Source organism: Pseudomonas sp. GW456-L12 (assembly GCF_059424045.1).
In genome coordinates, this window is the sequence record NZ_JBWKZA010000001.1 from 145,737 (window position 1) to 160,403 (window position 14,667).

Below are 14,667 nucleotides of genomic sequence, written 5' to 3' on the forward strand. Positions count from 1 at the left end.
CGGACAGTTCAGGGTGGCGACGTCTGAAAATGTAGAGCATTTTTCTGATGCTCATCAGGGATATATAAAAAACACCCTGCCACAATACAAACATCGGCATCCAACAGATGGTCATGAATCGCTGGCCACCCTCCGCCAAGGTAAAGTACCTTCCGAGACTACACTTACCCTCACATCACGATAGGAAGTCGGAATGAGTAAGGTCGATGAACTCGCCGCAAGGCTGAAACAAAAACAGGACAGCTGGGCCAAGGAAGACATCTCGGCAGACAAGGCCATCGAGCTGTGGCCTGCACAGGTCTATGAGATGTACCACCAGGTCGAGACCTGGCTGACTCCACTTTCAGAGGTCGGCCTGAATATCCGGCGCGTCCCCACTCGCGTGTTCGAGAGCCACCCCTCTGGTGCGACCTTCAACTATGCCATCGATCAACTGCTGATCGAGGGCAACCATAAAAGCATCCTCCTCGACCCTATCGCCCGCTTCACCACCGGTGGCGCCGGGCGTGTCGAAATCCACGGCAAAGGCCCTGAACGCTACCTGCTGCGCAACGGCAGCGAACATGGAGAGGGGCACTGGCTGATCCAGACGGTTCCCGGCTCCGGTAAATCCAGGCCGGACCCGCTCGAACTCAATGAAGACACCTTGTTGTCCGTGATCCAGGAAGGCCTGGATCTCTGAACCCCGCTCAAGCGACTGCCCCTCGGGCAGTCGCGTCGCTGAAGCCGACGGCTAGAGCCGCCGCGCCGCACAATACGCCACTATCACCCGGGACAACGCAGCCACTATGCCCTGATCGGCGTCCTTGGCCGTGAACAGCCGAAACTCCGCGTCAGGCAGTACCGGCAAACCATGCTCAGCCCCCAATACCGCAAGCCCTTGCCCCAACTGACTGGTGGCTATCGGCGCCACCGCGAACCCGGAGAGAGCCGCCGTGCGCAACGCCGCGGTGCTCGGGCAAAGCATTGCCGTGCGCTGGGCGATTCCCGCTTGCGCCAGACGCTGCAGGGCTACCGCCCGATAAGGGCATGGCTCGGGAAACAGTGCCAGTGGCAGCGGAGTCGGCAAGCGACCCACCAGGTACGCGGAACTGGCCCATACCAGCGGTTCCTGCCACAACAGCAGGCCCGGCTCACGGGTTTCACACAGCGAACCTATGACCACCTCCAGGCCGCCCTGCTGCATGCGCTCCAGCAGCGTGCCGGGAATATTCACCTGTATATCGATTTCCATGCCCGGATACTGCGCCGCGAACTCCTGCAAAAGGCGCAGCAGGCGGGGCTCGACAAAGTCCTCGGACATGCCGATCCGCACCCGGCCGTGAAATGGCGAACGCGTCAGCTCGGCCCAGGCATCGCGGTTCAAGGCGAGGATGGCTCGCGCATAGGCCATCAGGCGCTCGCCATCGGCAGTCAAGTGCTGGGAACGCGTGGTACGGGCCAGCAGCGGCTTGCCGACCTGCTCTTCCAGGCGTCGCAGATGCCCGCTGACCGCCGACTGTGTCAGGTGCAGCCGTTCGGCGGCACGGCTGAAACCTTCCTCGTCCACCACCGTTACAAAGGTCTTGAGCAACAGAACATCGAACATATAAAGATACGTGATCAATCAGCCATTTATTTACAATTTATATTCCGTAAATCGCTATGTTGCAATGTCGGCATTCCTCATCCGAGATGCCGTCATGACCCGCCTGCTGCATATCCAATGCTCCCCCCGCAAAGAGCGCTCCGCCTCGCAACAAATCGCCCGAGGTTTTATCGACCGCTATCAGACCCACCATCCACACACCGAAGTCAGCACCCTGGACCTGTGGAGCCTGGACCTGCCGGAATTCGACCAGCACGCCATGGACGCCAAGTACGCCGGCCTGCAAGGCATGGCCCTGTCCCCCGACCAGCAAGACGCCTGGAACACCCTCGAAACTCTCGCCGCCCACCTGCACCACGCCGATCTGCTGGTACTTTCCGTCCCCCTGTGGAACTACAGCATCCCCTACAAGCTCAAGCACTTCATCGACCTGGTCACGCAGAAAGACATCCTCTTCAGCTTCACCGCCGAACACGGCCTGCGCGGCCTGCTGCACAACAAAACCGCGGTCGTCGCCTACGCCCGCGGCCTCGACTTCTCGCCGCTATCCGACACGCCTGCGGAACGCTTTGACTTCCAGAAGACCTATGTCGAGGCCTGGTTGAAGTTCGTCGGCGTCACCCAGGTGCATGCACTGATCGTGGAAAAGACCATCCTGGGGCATGAGGTGGATCAGGTGGCGCGGCGAGAGGCCGGGAATCGGGCCAGGGAACTGGCGGACAGCTTCAAGTGATTCAAATGCAGCGAACATTCGCCTAGCCATGCGGCTATCGAATCACACAAAAAAGCGGGTGACCTTAAGATCGCCCGCTTTTTATTAGCCTGCCGTTGTTCATACAACCGACCGGAATATAGGAACCGAAGACCATTCATCTTCCTGGTACGCGCGCCCTTCCAACCCCGGAACTCCATTCCTGATAAACTTCCCCTCCTTCGCCTCACCCATCCAGATTGCCCAATGCTCTTATCTCCTGCTCCAACTGCCTCGCCAGCCCTCTCCCGCCGCTTTTCCGTGGCGCCGATGATGGACTGGACAGATCGCCACTGCCGCTTCTTCCTGCGCCTGCTGTCCAAGCACGCCCTGCTCTACACCGAGATGGTCACCACCGGTGCGTTGCTCAATGGCGATCATGAGCGTTTTCTGCGTCATGACGAGTCCGAGCATCCCCTGGCGTTGCAGTTGGGTGGCAGTATGCCGGCGGATCTGGCGACTTGCGCGCGGATGGCGCAGGAGCATGGTTACGATGAAGTGAACCTCAACGTCGGCTGTCCGAGCGATCGGGTGCAGAACAATATGATCGGCGCGTGCCTGATGGGGCATCCGGGCCTGGTGGCCGATTGCGTGAAGGCGATGCGCGATGCGGTGAGCATTCCGGTCACGGTCAAGCATCGGATCGGCATCAATGGCCGCGACAGTTATGAACAACTGTGCGATTTCGTCGGCCAGGTGCGCGACGCTGGGTGCACCAGTTTTACCGTGCATGCGCGGATCGCGATTCTCGAAGGGCTGTCGCCGAAGGAAAACCGTGACATTCCTCCGCTGCGTTATGACGTGGCGGCACGCTTGAAGGCGGACTTCCCCGAGCTGGAAATCATCCTCAACGGCGGCATCAAGACCCTGGAAGCCTGCCATGAGCATCTACAGACTTTCGACGGGGTGATGCTGGGCCGCGAGGCCTATCACAACCCCTACCTGCTGGCCGAGGTGGATCAGCAGCTGTTCGGCAGCACGGCACCGGTGATTTCCCGGGCCGAAGCGTTGGCGCAGTTGCGGCCTTATATCGCCAGGCACCTGGCCACGGGCGGCGCCATGCACCACATCACTCGCCATGTGTTGGGGTTGGGCACCGGTTTTCCGGGAGCGCGCAAGTTCCGCCAGTTGCTCTCGGTGGACATTCACAAGGCCAAGGATCCGCTGGCGCTGCTGGATCAGGCCGGGCAGTTGCTCGAAGGTCGCTAACGATCGCTCGGGTTGAACCTGATGGGTGTTTTGGCATCGTAGTAAACGGATAGCGCCCCAGCATTCAAACACCTGTTTTTCAGGTTGTTGCCCTTGGGGCTCGTTTAGGCATCCGGTTACGCATTCGCGCCCTTGAGCGGCTGTCAGCGCTCGGGTAATGTCAACAGACCCACAGGACAGAGCACTCTCATGACTTCCAAGCTGGAACAACTCAAGCAGTTCACCACCGTGGTTGCCGACACCGGCGACTTCGACGCTATCGCCCGGGTCAAACCGGTAGACGCCACCACCAATCCTTCCCTGTTGCTCAAGGCCGCGGCCATTCCGGGTTACGCCGAGCTGCTGAACGCCTGCGTCAGCGACGTCAAAGGCGATGTCGGCCTGGCCAGCGACCGTTTTGGCGTCGCAGTGGGCAAAGAAATCCTGAAAGTGATCCCCGGCCGCATTTCCACCGAAGTGGATGCCCGCCTGTCGTTCGACACCGACGCCATGCTCAAGCGCGCCCATCGCCTGATCGAGCTGTACGACAAAGCAGGCATCGGCCGCGAGCGTGTACTGATCAAGATCGCCTCCACCTGGGAAGGCATCCGTGCCGCCGAGCAGCTGGAACGCGAAGGCATCCAGACCAACCTCACCCTGCTGTTTTCCTTCGCCCAGGCGATCGCCTGCGCCGAGGCCGGGGTGTTCCTGATCTCGCCATTCGTGGGGCGCATCTACGACTGGTACAAAAAGGCCAGCGGCAACGACTACACCGGCGCCGACGATCCGGGCGTGCAGTCGGTGACCCGCATCTACAACTACTACAAGGCCAATGACTACAAGACTGTGGTCATGGGCGCCAGCTTCCGTAACCTGAACCAGATCGAGCAACTGGCCGGCTGCGACCGTCTGACCATCAGCCCGGATCTGATCGAGAAACTGGCCGCCGACACCGGCAAGCTGGAGCGCAAACTGGCGCCCGGCCACGCTGGCGAAGCTCGCCAGAGCCTGAACGAAGCGCAGTTCCGCTGGGCCTCCAACGAAGACGCCATGGCCACCGAAAAACTGGCCGAAGGCATCCGTCAGTTCGCCCGCGACCAGGAAAAACTCGAGGCACTGCTGGCCGCCAAGCTCTGATCGAGCGAGCGCCAACGCAAAAAGGGCGGCCCCTCACGGGTTCGCCCTTTTTTATGTGCTGCCGCTTTATAGGATCAGTTGCGTTCCAGGGCATTCACCAGATCGTGGAAAGCCTCGCGGTTGGAGTCGTTCAAGCCCATGAGGATCTTGTGCGCTTCCAGCACCTTGAGCCGCACCACCTCTTCCGACTGGTCCTGGGATGGCAGGTCGGTCAGGCATTCCGGGCATGGGATCGGACGGTCAACGATGTTGAACACCTGATCAAAGCCCATGGACTGCAGCAGTCGGGTGATGTCTTCGTGGGTGGTGACGACGGTCGGCAACAGGCCGACCTTCTGCCGCGACAGGATCGACAGCTTGGCCAGCAGGCCCAGGGTGGTGCTGTCAATGCTGCGGGTTTCGGTCAGGTCGATCACGATCGCCGAGAAGTTCAGCGCCGTGAAGATTCGCTCAATAGTCGCATCCAGCGCCGAACACAGGGTCAGGCGCACTTCACCGATAAACTTCAGGACAAAGGTGCCGTCCTGCTCGGCGAACTGGATTCTACCGGTACTCATTAAAGATTCCTGCTCAACACCAACAGGGCGATATCATCCGGCATCTCCCCTAGCGTGGCCAATCCAAAAACCTGCCGCAGACCATCCAGGCTGCCGCCTGCCGTTCTCACCCGTTCAGGTAAGGCGGCCTCTTTCTCTTTGAGTGTGGGTTCCGGCAAAAGGTCCAGAATGCCATCAGACATCAGCGTCAAGCTGAAGCTCGGAGGCAGTTCCAGAATGTGGTCTTCATAGGTGGCTTCATTGAACAAGCCTACCGGCAGACCCCGCCCTTCCAGGTAACGCACACTGTCTGGCGTGTACAACACAGGCAATGGCAGGTGTCCGCCAATGCTATAGGTCAACAAGCCCGTCTCCTCGTCGATGACGCCACCGACCATTGTCACGTGTTTGCCCAGCTTACAGCTGATCAGGCCACGGTTGATATGGCCCAGGACTTCCGACGGCTTGAATTCCGGCAAAGTGCCGTTGCGCTTGGACTCGAACAGCAAGCGCGTGGTCATGAACTTGAGCAGCACCGTGACAAAGGCCGAAGACGCGCCATGCCCGGAAACATCCGCCAGGTAAAAGGCTACGCGGCGCTCGTCGACACGAAAGTAGTCGACGAAATCGCCGGACAGGTACAACGACGGAATGATCTGGTGCGCGAACTTGAACTCATCAATGGTCCATGGGCTCACCGGCAGCATGTTCATCTGCACCTGGCGCCCGGCGTTCTGATCTTCCTGCAGCAGGCTCAGGCTGGCTTCGAGCTCGCGGTTGGCGGCTTCCAGCTTCTCCCGATAGCGCTGGTTTTCCAGCAACAGGCGCGCGCGATCCAGGGCCCGGCGCACCGAGTGCTCCAGCACCGCGAGGTCTTCCAGCGGCTTGATCAGGTAGTCCGCCGCGCCCAGGCGCAAGGCCTCGACGGCATCGTTCATCACACCGGCACCGGAAACCACGATGACCGGGGTTTGCGGTTCGATGTCGGTTACCTGACGGATAAGTTCGAGGCCGCCCATCTGCGGCATGCGCAGATCGCAGATCACCAAGTCGGGCTTTTCCTGCTCGAACACCTGAAGTCCCTGCTGACCGTTACTGGCCTGCAGGACGCTGAAGCCACTGTCTTCCAAATAGGCCGCGAGGCTCGCGCGCACTACTTCGTCGTCATCGATTATCAGCAGCGTGGCACTGGTTTTTGGCATGTGGGCAAACGGCGCCAGAATTAGGTTGGCGTAGGTGGCTGGGCACGAGGCCTGGACACACACTACTGGATTCGCTTTCTAGCCACTCTGGAAATGGAGTCAGGGCCCGTAGCCCTGCACGCTCGACCATCAGAGGTGCCCTTCTAAGGCGCAGACGGTACTCCCATCCGCGGGGCGTTTCAAGCTCATGCCGATGGTCGCCGGACGTCTTTACACCTCAAATCACCGGGAGTTATAAGAACAGGCAAATCCGCAACTTAAACGCAGGTTGGAGCCTATGAGCCCAAACGATCGTGACTACAGTGAAAAGCGCGATTACATCCGCATGCGAGTGGATGCAGAGGTCACGCTGATCCACCAGGGCCAGGTGATTGCGGCCGTCTGCATCGACCTTTCCAGCGGTGGCATGCAGGTTCAGGCTCCGCGCTCATTCAAGGTCGGCGACCTGCTCAGCGTGCGTATCGATTCCGAGCACGCCGCCCTCAGGGGACTGGAAGCGGACACCGAAGTGGTCTGGGTCAACGAGCTGGAAGGCAAGGGCCAGAAACTTGGCCTTACAATCCTGAAGATGAGCTGATTCTAAGCTCAACAAAAAAGGCGGCCCCAAGGGCCGCCTTTTTCATGGACAGGTCGCTTAAAAATCGTCTTCGACCTTGCCGTCCTTGACCTTGAATTCGCGGTTCTGCAGGTACGCATTGCGAATGAAGGTGTACTTGTCGCCACTGATCAGCTTCTCGCTCGACAGCAGGCTCGCGCGGGTGTCGACGACCTCCAGGGCAAACACGCTGTTACGCACCGGCACGTCGTTCACATAACGGTAACCGTCGGTGAAGCTGTCCACATACTTGGCCGGCGCATCGCGCAGGGTGCTCGGACCGAAGAACGGCAGCATCACGTAAGGACCACTGCCGACGCCCCAGTAACCCAGGGTCTGGCCGAAGTCTTCATCGTTACGTTGCAAGCCCATCTTGGTGCCCACATCGAAGAAACCCGCCACACCGATGGTGGTGTTCATCAACAGCCGCGCGGTGTCGACGGCAGCGGCATGGGGCTTGGCTTGCAGGATATCGTTGGCCAGGTTGCCGACATCACCGATATTACGGAAGAAGTTGTGAATGCCGTCTTCGAGAAACTGCGGCGTTACTGCCTGATAACCTTGCGCCAGAGGTTTCAGCGCATAGGTGTCGATGGTGTCGTTGAACGTGAAGATCGGGCGGTTGATGCTTTCCCACGGATCGTCTTCCGCAGCGTGGGCCATAACCGGCACCAGCAGCATGCCGGCACACATAAGCTGAACGAGACGATTGCTCCAGCGCATAGCAGAAACTCCTTGGATTGTACTGTCGCGGGCGCTATGCCCTGGCGGTAAGCGCGCTAGTATAAGTCGGATATATCCATTTATGCAGCACTGGTGCAGTGCTTCGCCCTCTCCCCCCTCGTTTGCATGGCCTGTTCACAGGGATGTCACCCAACGGTCATCTGTCGTCGATACTCTTGCAAGGTATTTCAGGGACGTCACGATGCCTCACGCCGAAGCCTTGCCTGTATCCGCCCCCACCTTGACCGCCGTGCTCTTTGGCCTCAGCGGTTGCCTGGTGGATTTCGGCGCGCGGATGCGCCTGCATAGCGCCGACCACCCGGTCCTGGAACAGGCCCACGCCACTCACGGCGCCCTGGACATTCTGCACAGCCTGCAACACCAGGGCGTGCCCTGCGCCTGGCTCGACGAGTTGCCCGCCCCCCTCAGCCAGCACCTGGCAAGTTCACTACCCGACTGGGTCACCCCCTCCCCCAACACAGGCTCCCGCTGGCCGGCTCCCGATGCCTGTTGGCAGGCGCTGATGGCCCTGAATGTCAGCCGCCTGGACGGCTGCGTGCTGGTCAGCGGCGAACCGCGCCTGCTGCAATCTGGCCTCAACGCCGGCCTGTGGACCATCGGCCTGGCGTCCTGCGGTTCGCTCTGCGGCATGAGTCCGACGCAATGGCAGGCACTGAGCCAGCAGGAGCGCGAGCTCAAGCGTGGCAAGGCCACCCTGCATCTATTCAGCCTCGGCGTGCACTCGGTGATCGACCATCTGGGCGAGCTGCCAACCTGCCTGGCCGATATCGGCCAGCGTCGCCAGAAAGGTGAAAAACCCTGACTTGATCAAGATCATGCACATTGCCCGCGAGTGGATTACGCTAAGGCTCAGACATGGACCTTTAGCGAATCGGCGCGGTCCATGGCTGTGCCTATCAATGAAGGGAGAACGCCATGCCTGCCCGCGAACTGCAAGAACAGCTCAATACCCTGCGCGAGCAATTGGAGCAGAACCCACCGCTTTCGGAAGCAGAACGCGCCAATCTGCAGGAATTGATGCAACAGATCGAGCTCGAGCTCAAACTGGAAAACGCCACCCAGGACACCAGCCTGGCCGACGGGGTCAACCTCGCCGTCGAACGCTTCGAGCTTGAACACCCCGCCATTGCCGGCACCTTGCGCAACATCGTGCAAACTCTCGGCAACATGGGGATTTAACCCCTTACAGACAAAAAAGCCCCGCTACCAGAGCGGGGCTTTTCATTACTGGCGAACCAGTCGGAAGTTGGCGAAACTCGCGGTTTCGGTGCTGCGGTACGGGTTGATGTCCAGGCCGCCACGACGCACATAACGCGCATACACCGTCAGCTTCTCCGGCTGCAGCAAACGCTGCAGGTCGAGGAAGATCCGCTCCACGCATTGCTCATGGAAGTCCGAGTGCTGGCGGAAGCTCACCAGGTAGGCCAGCAGGCTGGCGTGGTCCAGCGCCGGGCCACGGTACTCCACCACCACGCTGCCCCAGTCCGGCTGGCTGGTGACCGGGCAATTGGATTTGAGCAGATGGCTGTGCACGCTCTCCTCGACGATTCGCGACCTGTCGCACTGCAGCAGTTCCGGACGTGGGTGTTCATAGCTGCTGACGCTGATATCCAGCTCATCGATGCAGGCACCCGGCAAGGCCACCACACCTTCCGCCTCCACTTCGCCCAGGCTGCGGATGCGCACGCCCACCGGCTTGCCGGCCGCCGCAGAGAGGTCGGCACGCAAGGTTTCCTCCAGGCTCTGGCGATCCGCGAAAGGGGTCTGGTTCAGTGAGTTGAGGTACAGCTTGAACGACTTCGACTCGATGATGTTCGGTGAGTCCGCCGGAATGCTGAACTCGGCGATGGCCACCACCGGCTTGCCGGAGGGCAACAGCCAGGACAGCTCGAAACAGTTCCAGAAGTCCACGCCTTTATAAGGCAGGGTGTCGGCGCTCAGGCCCAGCTCGGCCCATTTTGCCGCCCGCGGGATTGGGAACAGCAAGGATGGCGTGTAGGTGGAGACGTATTCACTGGACTTGCCCAGCGGCGAATGTTCGGCTGCGGGATGCATGGCGGAAACCTGACTGAAGAATCAGGCGATTCTATCAGTCTTTGCCTCCGCCTTTGAGCCCCAGGCGCTTACTGGCTGACCGTCAGCTTGCCGACCATGCCTGCCTGATAGTGCCCCGGGATATTGCAGGCGAACTCCAGGCTGCCGGCCTTGCTGAAGGTCCAGGTCAGCTCAGCGGTCTTGCCCGGCTCCACCAGCACGCTGTTCGGGTCATCGTGCTTCATACCGGGCATCGCGCCATGGCCCATGGCGGCGTGATCCATGGCCCCGGCGGGCATGTTCTTCATCGCGGTGGGCGTGAGCATGCCGCTCTGCTGCATCTTCAGCATTTCCTGCTGGTGCTCGGCATGCATGGTCGCGGTACCGATATTGAGCTCATGCAGCAACTGGCCCTTGTTGATCAAGACAAAGCGCACGGTTTCGCCAGCCTTGATGTCCAGGCTCTTGGGGGTGTAGGACATGTCGTTCATGACCACTTCCACCGTACGCGTGGCCTTGGCCGCCGAGGCCGCCTGACCGAAATCGTAGGTCTGCGCCGGCGATGCCCAGGCCGGCGCACCCAATGCCAGCAAACACGCGGCCAGCGTCAACGAACGAGGTAAAACACCCTTGGGCAAAAACATAATCGCACTCCAATAAGATGAGGTTCAGCTTGTGTGAAACTCTAAGGCCGCAGCGCTGCCAGCTGGCTGACTGCTAGATTACAACTTTGTCAGCTTGTGCCCTGCGGCCGTCACCCAGGGTATAAAGCCCGCGTTCCATTTGCCATGAGCCGCCCATGAAACTGCTGATCGTCGAAGACCAACCGAAAACCGGCCACTACCTGCGCCAGGGCCTGAGCGAGGCAGGCTTCAACGCCGAGCTGGTGGCCGATGGCACCACAGGGCAACACCTGGCGTTGACCGGCGACTACTCCCTGTTGATTCTCGACGTGATGCTGCCGGGCCGCGATGGCTGGCAGATCCTGCAAGCCGTGCGCGGCGCCGGGCTGGAGATCCCGGTGCTGTTCCTGACCGCGCGCGATGCGGTGGAAGACCGGGTCCACGGCCTGGAGCTGGGCGCCGACGATTACCTGGTCAAGCCTTTCGCCTTCTCCGAACTGCTGGCCCGGGTCCGCAGCCTGCTGCGCCGCGGCAGCTCCACGCCCCAGGAAACCACCCTGCAACTGGCGGACCTGCGCCTGGACCTGATTCGCCGACGGGTCGAACGCAACGGCCAGCGCATCGACCTCACCGCCAAGGAATTCTCGTTGCTGGAAATGCTCCTGCGGCGCCAGGGCGAAGTGCTGCCCAAGACGCTGATCGCCTCCCAGGTCTGGGACATGAACTTCGACAGCGACACCAACGTCATCGAGGTGGCGATCCGCCGCTTGCGCCTGAAGATCGATGACGATTACCCGAACAAACTGATCCACACCGTGCGCGGCATGGGCTACGTGCTCGAAGAGCGCCAGGCCTGATGCGCCGCTTGTCCCTGAGCGGCCGCCTGGCCTTGTTGTTCGCCGGCTGCACCGCGGTGGTTTCGTTGCTCGCCGGGGTGCTGTTCAGCCGCGCCAGCGAGGCGCACTTCATCGAACTCGACCAGCAACTGCTGGAGGGCAAGCTCATCGCCATGCGCAGTGCGCTGGAGGGCGCCGACACCCCGCAACGCTTTGCCGAACGCAAGGCGCAGTTGCAGGATGAACTCAGCCATCAACCGGACCTGACGCTGCGGGTCACAGGGGCGGACAGCGCCGTCTGGTTCGACAGCGCCAAGGCACTGCCGGCCACTTCGGCCCAGCCGAGCGGACTGCACAGTCTGCAACATGACGGCACCGCCTACCGTGTCTACAGTGCGGCCCTGGAGCCTGGCCAGGCCGGCTCGCCAGAGCTGACCCTGATGCTCGACATCACCCACCACCAGCACTTTCTGCAGCGTATGCAGCACCTGATCTGGCTGACCGTCGGCCTCTCGGCCCTGGCCACCGCGCTGCTCGGGGCCTGGGCCGCGCGCAGCGGCTTGCGTCCGCTGCGGCGGATGAGCGAGGTCGCCGCGGGCGTGTCCGCCAGCTCCCTGACCCAGCGCCTGCCGGAGCAGCAGATGCCCGGCGAACTGGCCGAACTGGCCCATGCCTTCAATGCCATGCTCGGGCGCCTGGACGACTCCTTCCAGCGCCTCTCCGCGTTCTCGGCGGACATCGCCCATGAGCTGCGCACCCCGCTGTCGAACCTGCTGACCCATACCCAGGTCACCCTCACCCGCCCACGGGCGCTGGAAGACTATCGCGAAGCCCTGCACAGCAACCTCGAAGAGCTGCAATGGATGGCCCAGTTGGTCAACGACATGCTCTACCTGGCCAAGGCCGACCACGGCCTGCTGACGCCGAAACGTGAAGCCCTGGAGCTGGGTGAGGAAACCGACATGCTGCTGGAGTTCTATACGCCGCTGGCCGAAGACGCCGGTATCGCCCTCGGGCGCGAAGGCAGCGCGAAGATCCAGGGCGACCGCAGCATGTTGCGCCGCGCCCTTTCCAACCTGCTGGACAATGCCCTGCGCTTCACCCCGGCCGGCGGCGAAGTGCGGGTGCGACTTGGCGAGACCGCCAAGGGTTCATACCTGCGGGTGGAAAACACCGGCGAAGGCATTGCGCCTGAACGCTTGCCACGGCTGTTCGACCGCTTCTACCGCGCCGACCCGGCGCGCCATGAAGGCAGCAGTGAACATGCAGGCTTGGGGCTGGCCATCACCCAATCGATCATCCGTGCCCATGGCGGGCAGATTCATTGCGAATCGGCGCAGGGCCGGACGAGCTTTGTGATTGAGTTGCCGAGGCAGGAATAGCGCAGGGTTGGCGAGCAAGCTCCCCCCATAGGAGCGAACTTGCTCGCGATAGCGAGATTACGAATAACGCAATGCAGTCGCCGGCTCGACCTTCGCCGCGCGCCAGGCTGGATACAGGGTCGCCAGGAAGCTCAGGACAAAACCCGCGGTACAGATCAGGGCCACATCGCCGCCCTGCAGCTCGGAAGGCAGGTTGCTGACGAAGTACACGTCGGAACTGAAGATGTGCTGGCCGCTGACCCGCTCCAGCCAACCCACCAGCGCACTGACGTTCAACGCCGCGATCACCCCCAGCACGCCGCCGATCAAGGTGCCGACGATACCGATCACCGTACCCTGGACCATGAAGATCGCCATGATCTGCCGTGGCGTGGCGCCGATGGTGCGCAGGATCGCGATGTCCGCACCCTTGTCATTCACCACCATGATCAGCGTGGCGATGATGTTGAACGCGGCCACGGCCACGATCATCAACAGCAACAGGCCGATCATGGTCTTTTCCATCTTCATCGCGCTGAACAGGCTGCCCTGGGTGTGGGTCCAGTCATCGGCCTTGAAGCCAGCGCCCAGGCTGGCCGCGATATCGCCGGAAACCTTAGGCGCGGCGTACAGGTCCTTGACCGCCAGGCGCACGCTCTGCACCTGGTTCGGCTGCCAGTGCTGCATCTCGGCGGCATCGGCCACATGGATCAGGCCCATGGAACCGTCGAGCTCAGCCCCGACCTTGAACACACCAACCACATTCAAACGCTGCATGCGTGGGGTGATGCCGCCCGGCGCAGAGCTGATTTCCGGCACGATCAGGGTCAGCTTGTCGCCAACATTCAGGCGGAAACGCCGTGCCGTGATCTCACCGATCACCACCCCGAACTCGCCCGGCTTCAAGGCATCCAGACGGCCCTGGACGATGTGCTGGGCAACGATGGACACCTTGCCTTCCTGGGCCGGGTCGATGCCGCTGATCTGGATCGGCTGCATCGAGCCCTTGTAGGAGAGCATGCCTTCCATCTCGGTGAACGGCACCGCGGCCGTCACCTCGGGATTTTTCATCGCTGCGGCGGCCACCGGCTGCCAGTCGTCGATCGGTTTGACGCCGACGATGGTGGCGTGGGGCACCATGCCGAGGATGCGCGAGCTCATTTCGCGCTGGAAACCGTTCATCACCGACAACACCACGATCATCGCCAGCACGCCCAGGGCGAGGCCGATCATCGAGGTCATGGAGATGAAGGAAACAAAGCGATTGCGGCGCTTGGCGCGGGTATAGCGCATGCCGATAAAGATCGATAACGGTCTGAACATTCGCTGGGGCACCGTATGGAAATTAAAGACCCGGCACCTGTTTCAGGCGCCGGGCTGCGACCAATCAGATGGGCGTCAGGAAACCTTCCTGCAGGTGCAGGACGCGGTCCATCTGGCGAGCCAGGTTCATGTCGTGGGTCACCACCAGGAACGCGGTGCGCATCGAGGTGCTGAGTTCCAGCATCAAGTCCTGGATGCCTTGCGCGGTGTGGGAGTCGAGGTTGCCGGTCGGCTCGTCGAGCATCACCAGCCCTGGCTTGTTGACCAGGGCACGGGCGATGGCCACACGCTGGCGCTCACCACCGGACAGTTCGGCCGGCTTGTGCTCCAGGCGATGGGCCAGCCCTACCCGCTCCAGCAAGGCGGTGGCCCGCTGACGGGCTTCCGGGATCGCGGTCTTGCCGATCAGCAGCGGCATGCAGACGTTTTCCAGGGCGGTGAATTCCGGCAGCAAATGGTGGAACTGGTAAACGAAGCCGAGGGCGCGGTTGCGCAGCAGGCCGCGGCCCTTCTCGCTCAGCGCTGAAAGCTCCTCGCCGTCGAGCCAGACGCTGCCCTTGGTCGGCGTGTCGAGGCCACCCAGCAGGTTGAGCAAGGTACTTTTGCCCGAACCTGAGGTACCGACGATCGCCACGCGCTCGCCCGGGTGCAACTCCAGTTGCAGGCCGGACAACACCACCACCGATTCCGGACCTTCCTCGTAGGACTTGCCCAGGTCGCGGCAGCTCAGAATTGCTTTTTCACTCATG

At 61.5% G+C, this 14,667-nt stretch carries 17 protein-coding genes; 9 read left to right on the forward strand and 8 right to left on the reverse strand.

The features are described 5' to 3' along the window. The first annotated feature begins 193 nt into the window (after window positions 1-193). A complete protein-coding gene (locus tag AC07Y9_RS00895; protein ID WP_087088560.1) occupies window positions 194-682 on the forward strand; it encodes a hypothetical protein in 489 nt (162 codons plus the stop codon). A gap of 51 nt (window positions 683-733) precedes the next feature. On the opposite strand, the gene AC07Y9_RS00900 is transcribed toward AC07Y9_RS00895, so the two are convergent. After that, a complete protein-coding gene (locus AC07Y9_RS00900) occupies window positions 734-1,588 on the reverse strand; it encodes a LysR family transcriptional regulator (protein WP_087088562.1) in 855 nt (284 codons plus the stop codon). Window positions 1,589-1,682: 94 nt separating this feature from the next. Here AC07Y9_RS00900 and AC07Y9_RS00905 point away from each other — a divergent pair, with 94 nt between their 5' ends. From AC07Y9_RS00905 to tal, 3 genes are all read left to right on the forward strand, one after another. Beyond that, window positions 1,683-2,321, forward strand: a complete 639-nt coding sequence (locus tag AC07Y9_RS00905) for an FMN-dependent NADH-azoreductase (protein ID WP_102678850.1) — start codon at window positions 1,683-1,685, stop codon at window positions 2,319-2,321. Window positions 2,322-2,546: 225 nt separating this feature from the next. Then, window positions 2,547-3,548: a tRNA dihydrouridine(20/20a) synthase DusA gene (dusA, locus tag AC07Y9_RS00910; RefSeq protein WP_102678849.1), complete on the forward strand. Its 1,002-nt coding sequence runs from the start codon at window positions 2,547-2,549 to the stop codon at window positions 3,546-3,548. A 189-nt stretch (window positions 3,549-3,737) separates the two neighbouring features. Continuing rightward, window positions 3,738-4,664, forward strand: coding sequence for a transaldolase (gene tal / locus AC07Y9_RS00915; RefSeq protein WP_007926971.1), 927 nt, complete (start codon window positions 3,738-3,740; stop codon window positions 4,662-4,664). A gap of 74 nt (window positions 4,665-4,738) precedes the next feature. Here tal and rssC read toward each other — a convergent pair whose 3' ends face one another. Both rssC and rssB read right to left on the reverse strand, forming a co-directional pair. Next, complete coding sequence (gene rssC / locus AC07Y9_RS00920) at window positions 4,739-5,221, reverse strand: anti-sigma factor antagonist RssC (protein WP_007926970.1); 483 nt, start codon at window positions 5,219-5,221, stop codon at window positions 4,739-4,741. After that, window positions 5,221-6,402 (reverse strand): two-component system response regulator RssB, encoded by a 1,182-nt coding sequence (gene rssB / locus AC07Y9_RS00925; RefSeq protein ID WP_007926968.1) that lies wholly within the window; start codon window positions 6,400-6,402, stop codon window positions 5,221-5,223. The genes rssC and rssB overlap by 1 nt, the downstream gene beginning before the upstream one ends. A gap of 277 nt (window positions 6,403-6,679) precedes the next feature. Here rssB and AC07Y9_RS00930 point away from each other — a divergent pair, with 277 nt between their 5' ends. Next, window positions 6,680-6,979 (forward strand): PilZ domain-containing protein, encoded by a 300-nt coding sequence (locus AC07Y9_RS00930; RefSeq protein WP_102678848.1) that lies wholly within the window; start codon window positions 6,680-6,682, stop codon window positions 6,977-6,979. A 57-nt stretch (window positions 6,980-7,036) separates the two neighbouring features. Here AC07Y9_RS00930 and AC07Y9_RS00935 read toward each other — a convergent pair whose 3' ends face one another. Then, complete coding sequence (locus tag AC07Y9_RS00935) at window positions 7,037-7,690, reverse strand: MlaA family lipoprotein (RefSeq protein ID WP_371858174.1); 654 nt, start codon at window positions 7,688-7,690, stop codon at window positions 7,037-7,039. 232 nt (window positions 7,691-7,922) lie between these two features. Here AC07Y9_RS00935 and pcrP point away from each other — a divergent pair, with 232 nt between their 5' ends. Both pcrP and AC07Y9_RS00945 read left to right on the forward strand, forming a co-directional pair. Beyond that, a complete protein-coding gene (gene pcrP, locus AC07Y9_RS00940; protein ID WP_102678846.1) occupies window positions 7,923-8,543 on the forward strand; it encodes an HAD superfamily inactivated hydrolase PcrP in 621 nt (206 codons plus the stop codon). A gap of 113 nt (window positions 8,544-8,656) precedes the next feature. Further along, entirely contained in the window at window positions 8,657-8,920 is a 264-nt protein-coding gene (locus AC07Y9_RS00945) for a DUF4404 family protein (protein WP_007926964.1), read from the forward strand. A 45-nt stretch (window positions 8,921-8,965) separates the two neighbouring features. Here the strand turns inward: AC07Y9_RS00945 and queF are convergent, their stop codons facing one another. Then, on the reverse strand, window positions 8,966-9,796 hold the full coding sequence (gene queF / locus AC07Y9_RS00950; protein ID WP_007926963.1) for an NADPH-dependent 7-cyano-7-deazaguanine reductase QueF: 831 nt from the start codon (window positions 9,794-9,796) through the stop codon (window positions 8,966-8,968). 68 nt (window positions 9,797-9,864) lie between these two features. Next, window positions 9,865-10,419 (reverse strand): copper-resistant cuproprotein CopI, encoded by a 555-nt coding sequence (gene copI, locus AC07Y9_RS00955; RefSeq protein ID WP_102678845.1) that lies wholly within the window; start codon window positions 10,417-10,419, stop codon window positions 9,865-9,867. A gap of 155 nt (window positions 10,420-10,574) precedes the next feature. On the opposite strand from copI, the gene AC07Y9_RS00960 reads away from it, so the two are divergent. After that, window positions 10,575-11,255, forward strand: coding sequence for a heavy metal response regulator transcription factor (locus tag AC07Y9_RS00960; protein WP_007926961.1), 681 nt, complete (start codon window positions 10,575-10,577; stop codon window positions 11,253-11,255). Next, window positions 11,255-12,616, forward strand: coding sequence for a heavy metal sensor histidine kinase (locus tag AC07Y9_RS00965; protein WP_102678844.1), 1,362 nt, complete (start codon window positions 11,255-11,257; stop codon window positions 12,614-12,616). Before AC07Y9_RS00960 ends, AC07Y9_RS00965 begins: the two co-directional genes overlap by 1 nt. A 57-nt stretch (window positions 12,617-12,673) precedes the next feature. Here AC07Y9_RS00965 and AC07Y9_RS00970 read toward each other — a convergent pair whose 3' ends face one another. Together AC07Y9_RS00970 and lolD are read right to left on the reverse strand one after the other, a co-directional pair. Next, window positions 12,674-13,918, reverse strand: a complete 1,245-nt coding sequence (locus AC07Y9_RS00970; RefSeq protein ID WP_102678843.1) for a lipoprotein-releasing ABC transporter permease subunit — start codon at window positions 13,916-13,918, stop codon at window positions 12,674-12,676. Between the two features lie 64 nt (window positions 13,919-13,982). Then, window positions 13,983-14,666, reverse strand: a complete 684-nt coding sequence (gene lolD / locus AC07Y9_RS00975; protein ID WP_164523762.1) for a lipoprotein-releasing ABC transporter ATP-binding protein LolD — start codon at window positions 14,664-14,666, stop codon at window positions 13,983-13,985. Window position 14,667 lies beyond the last annotated feature (1 nt).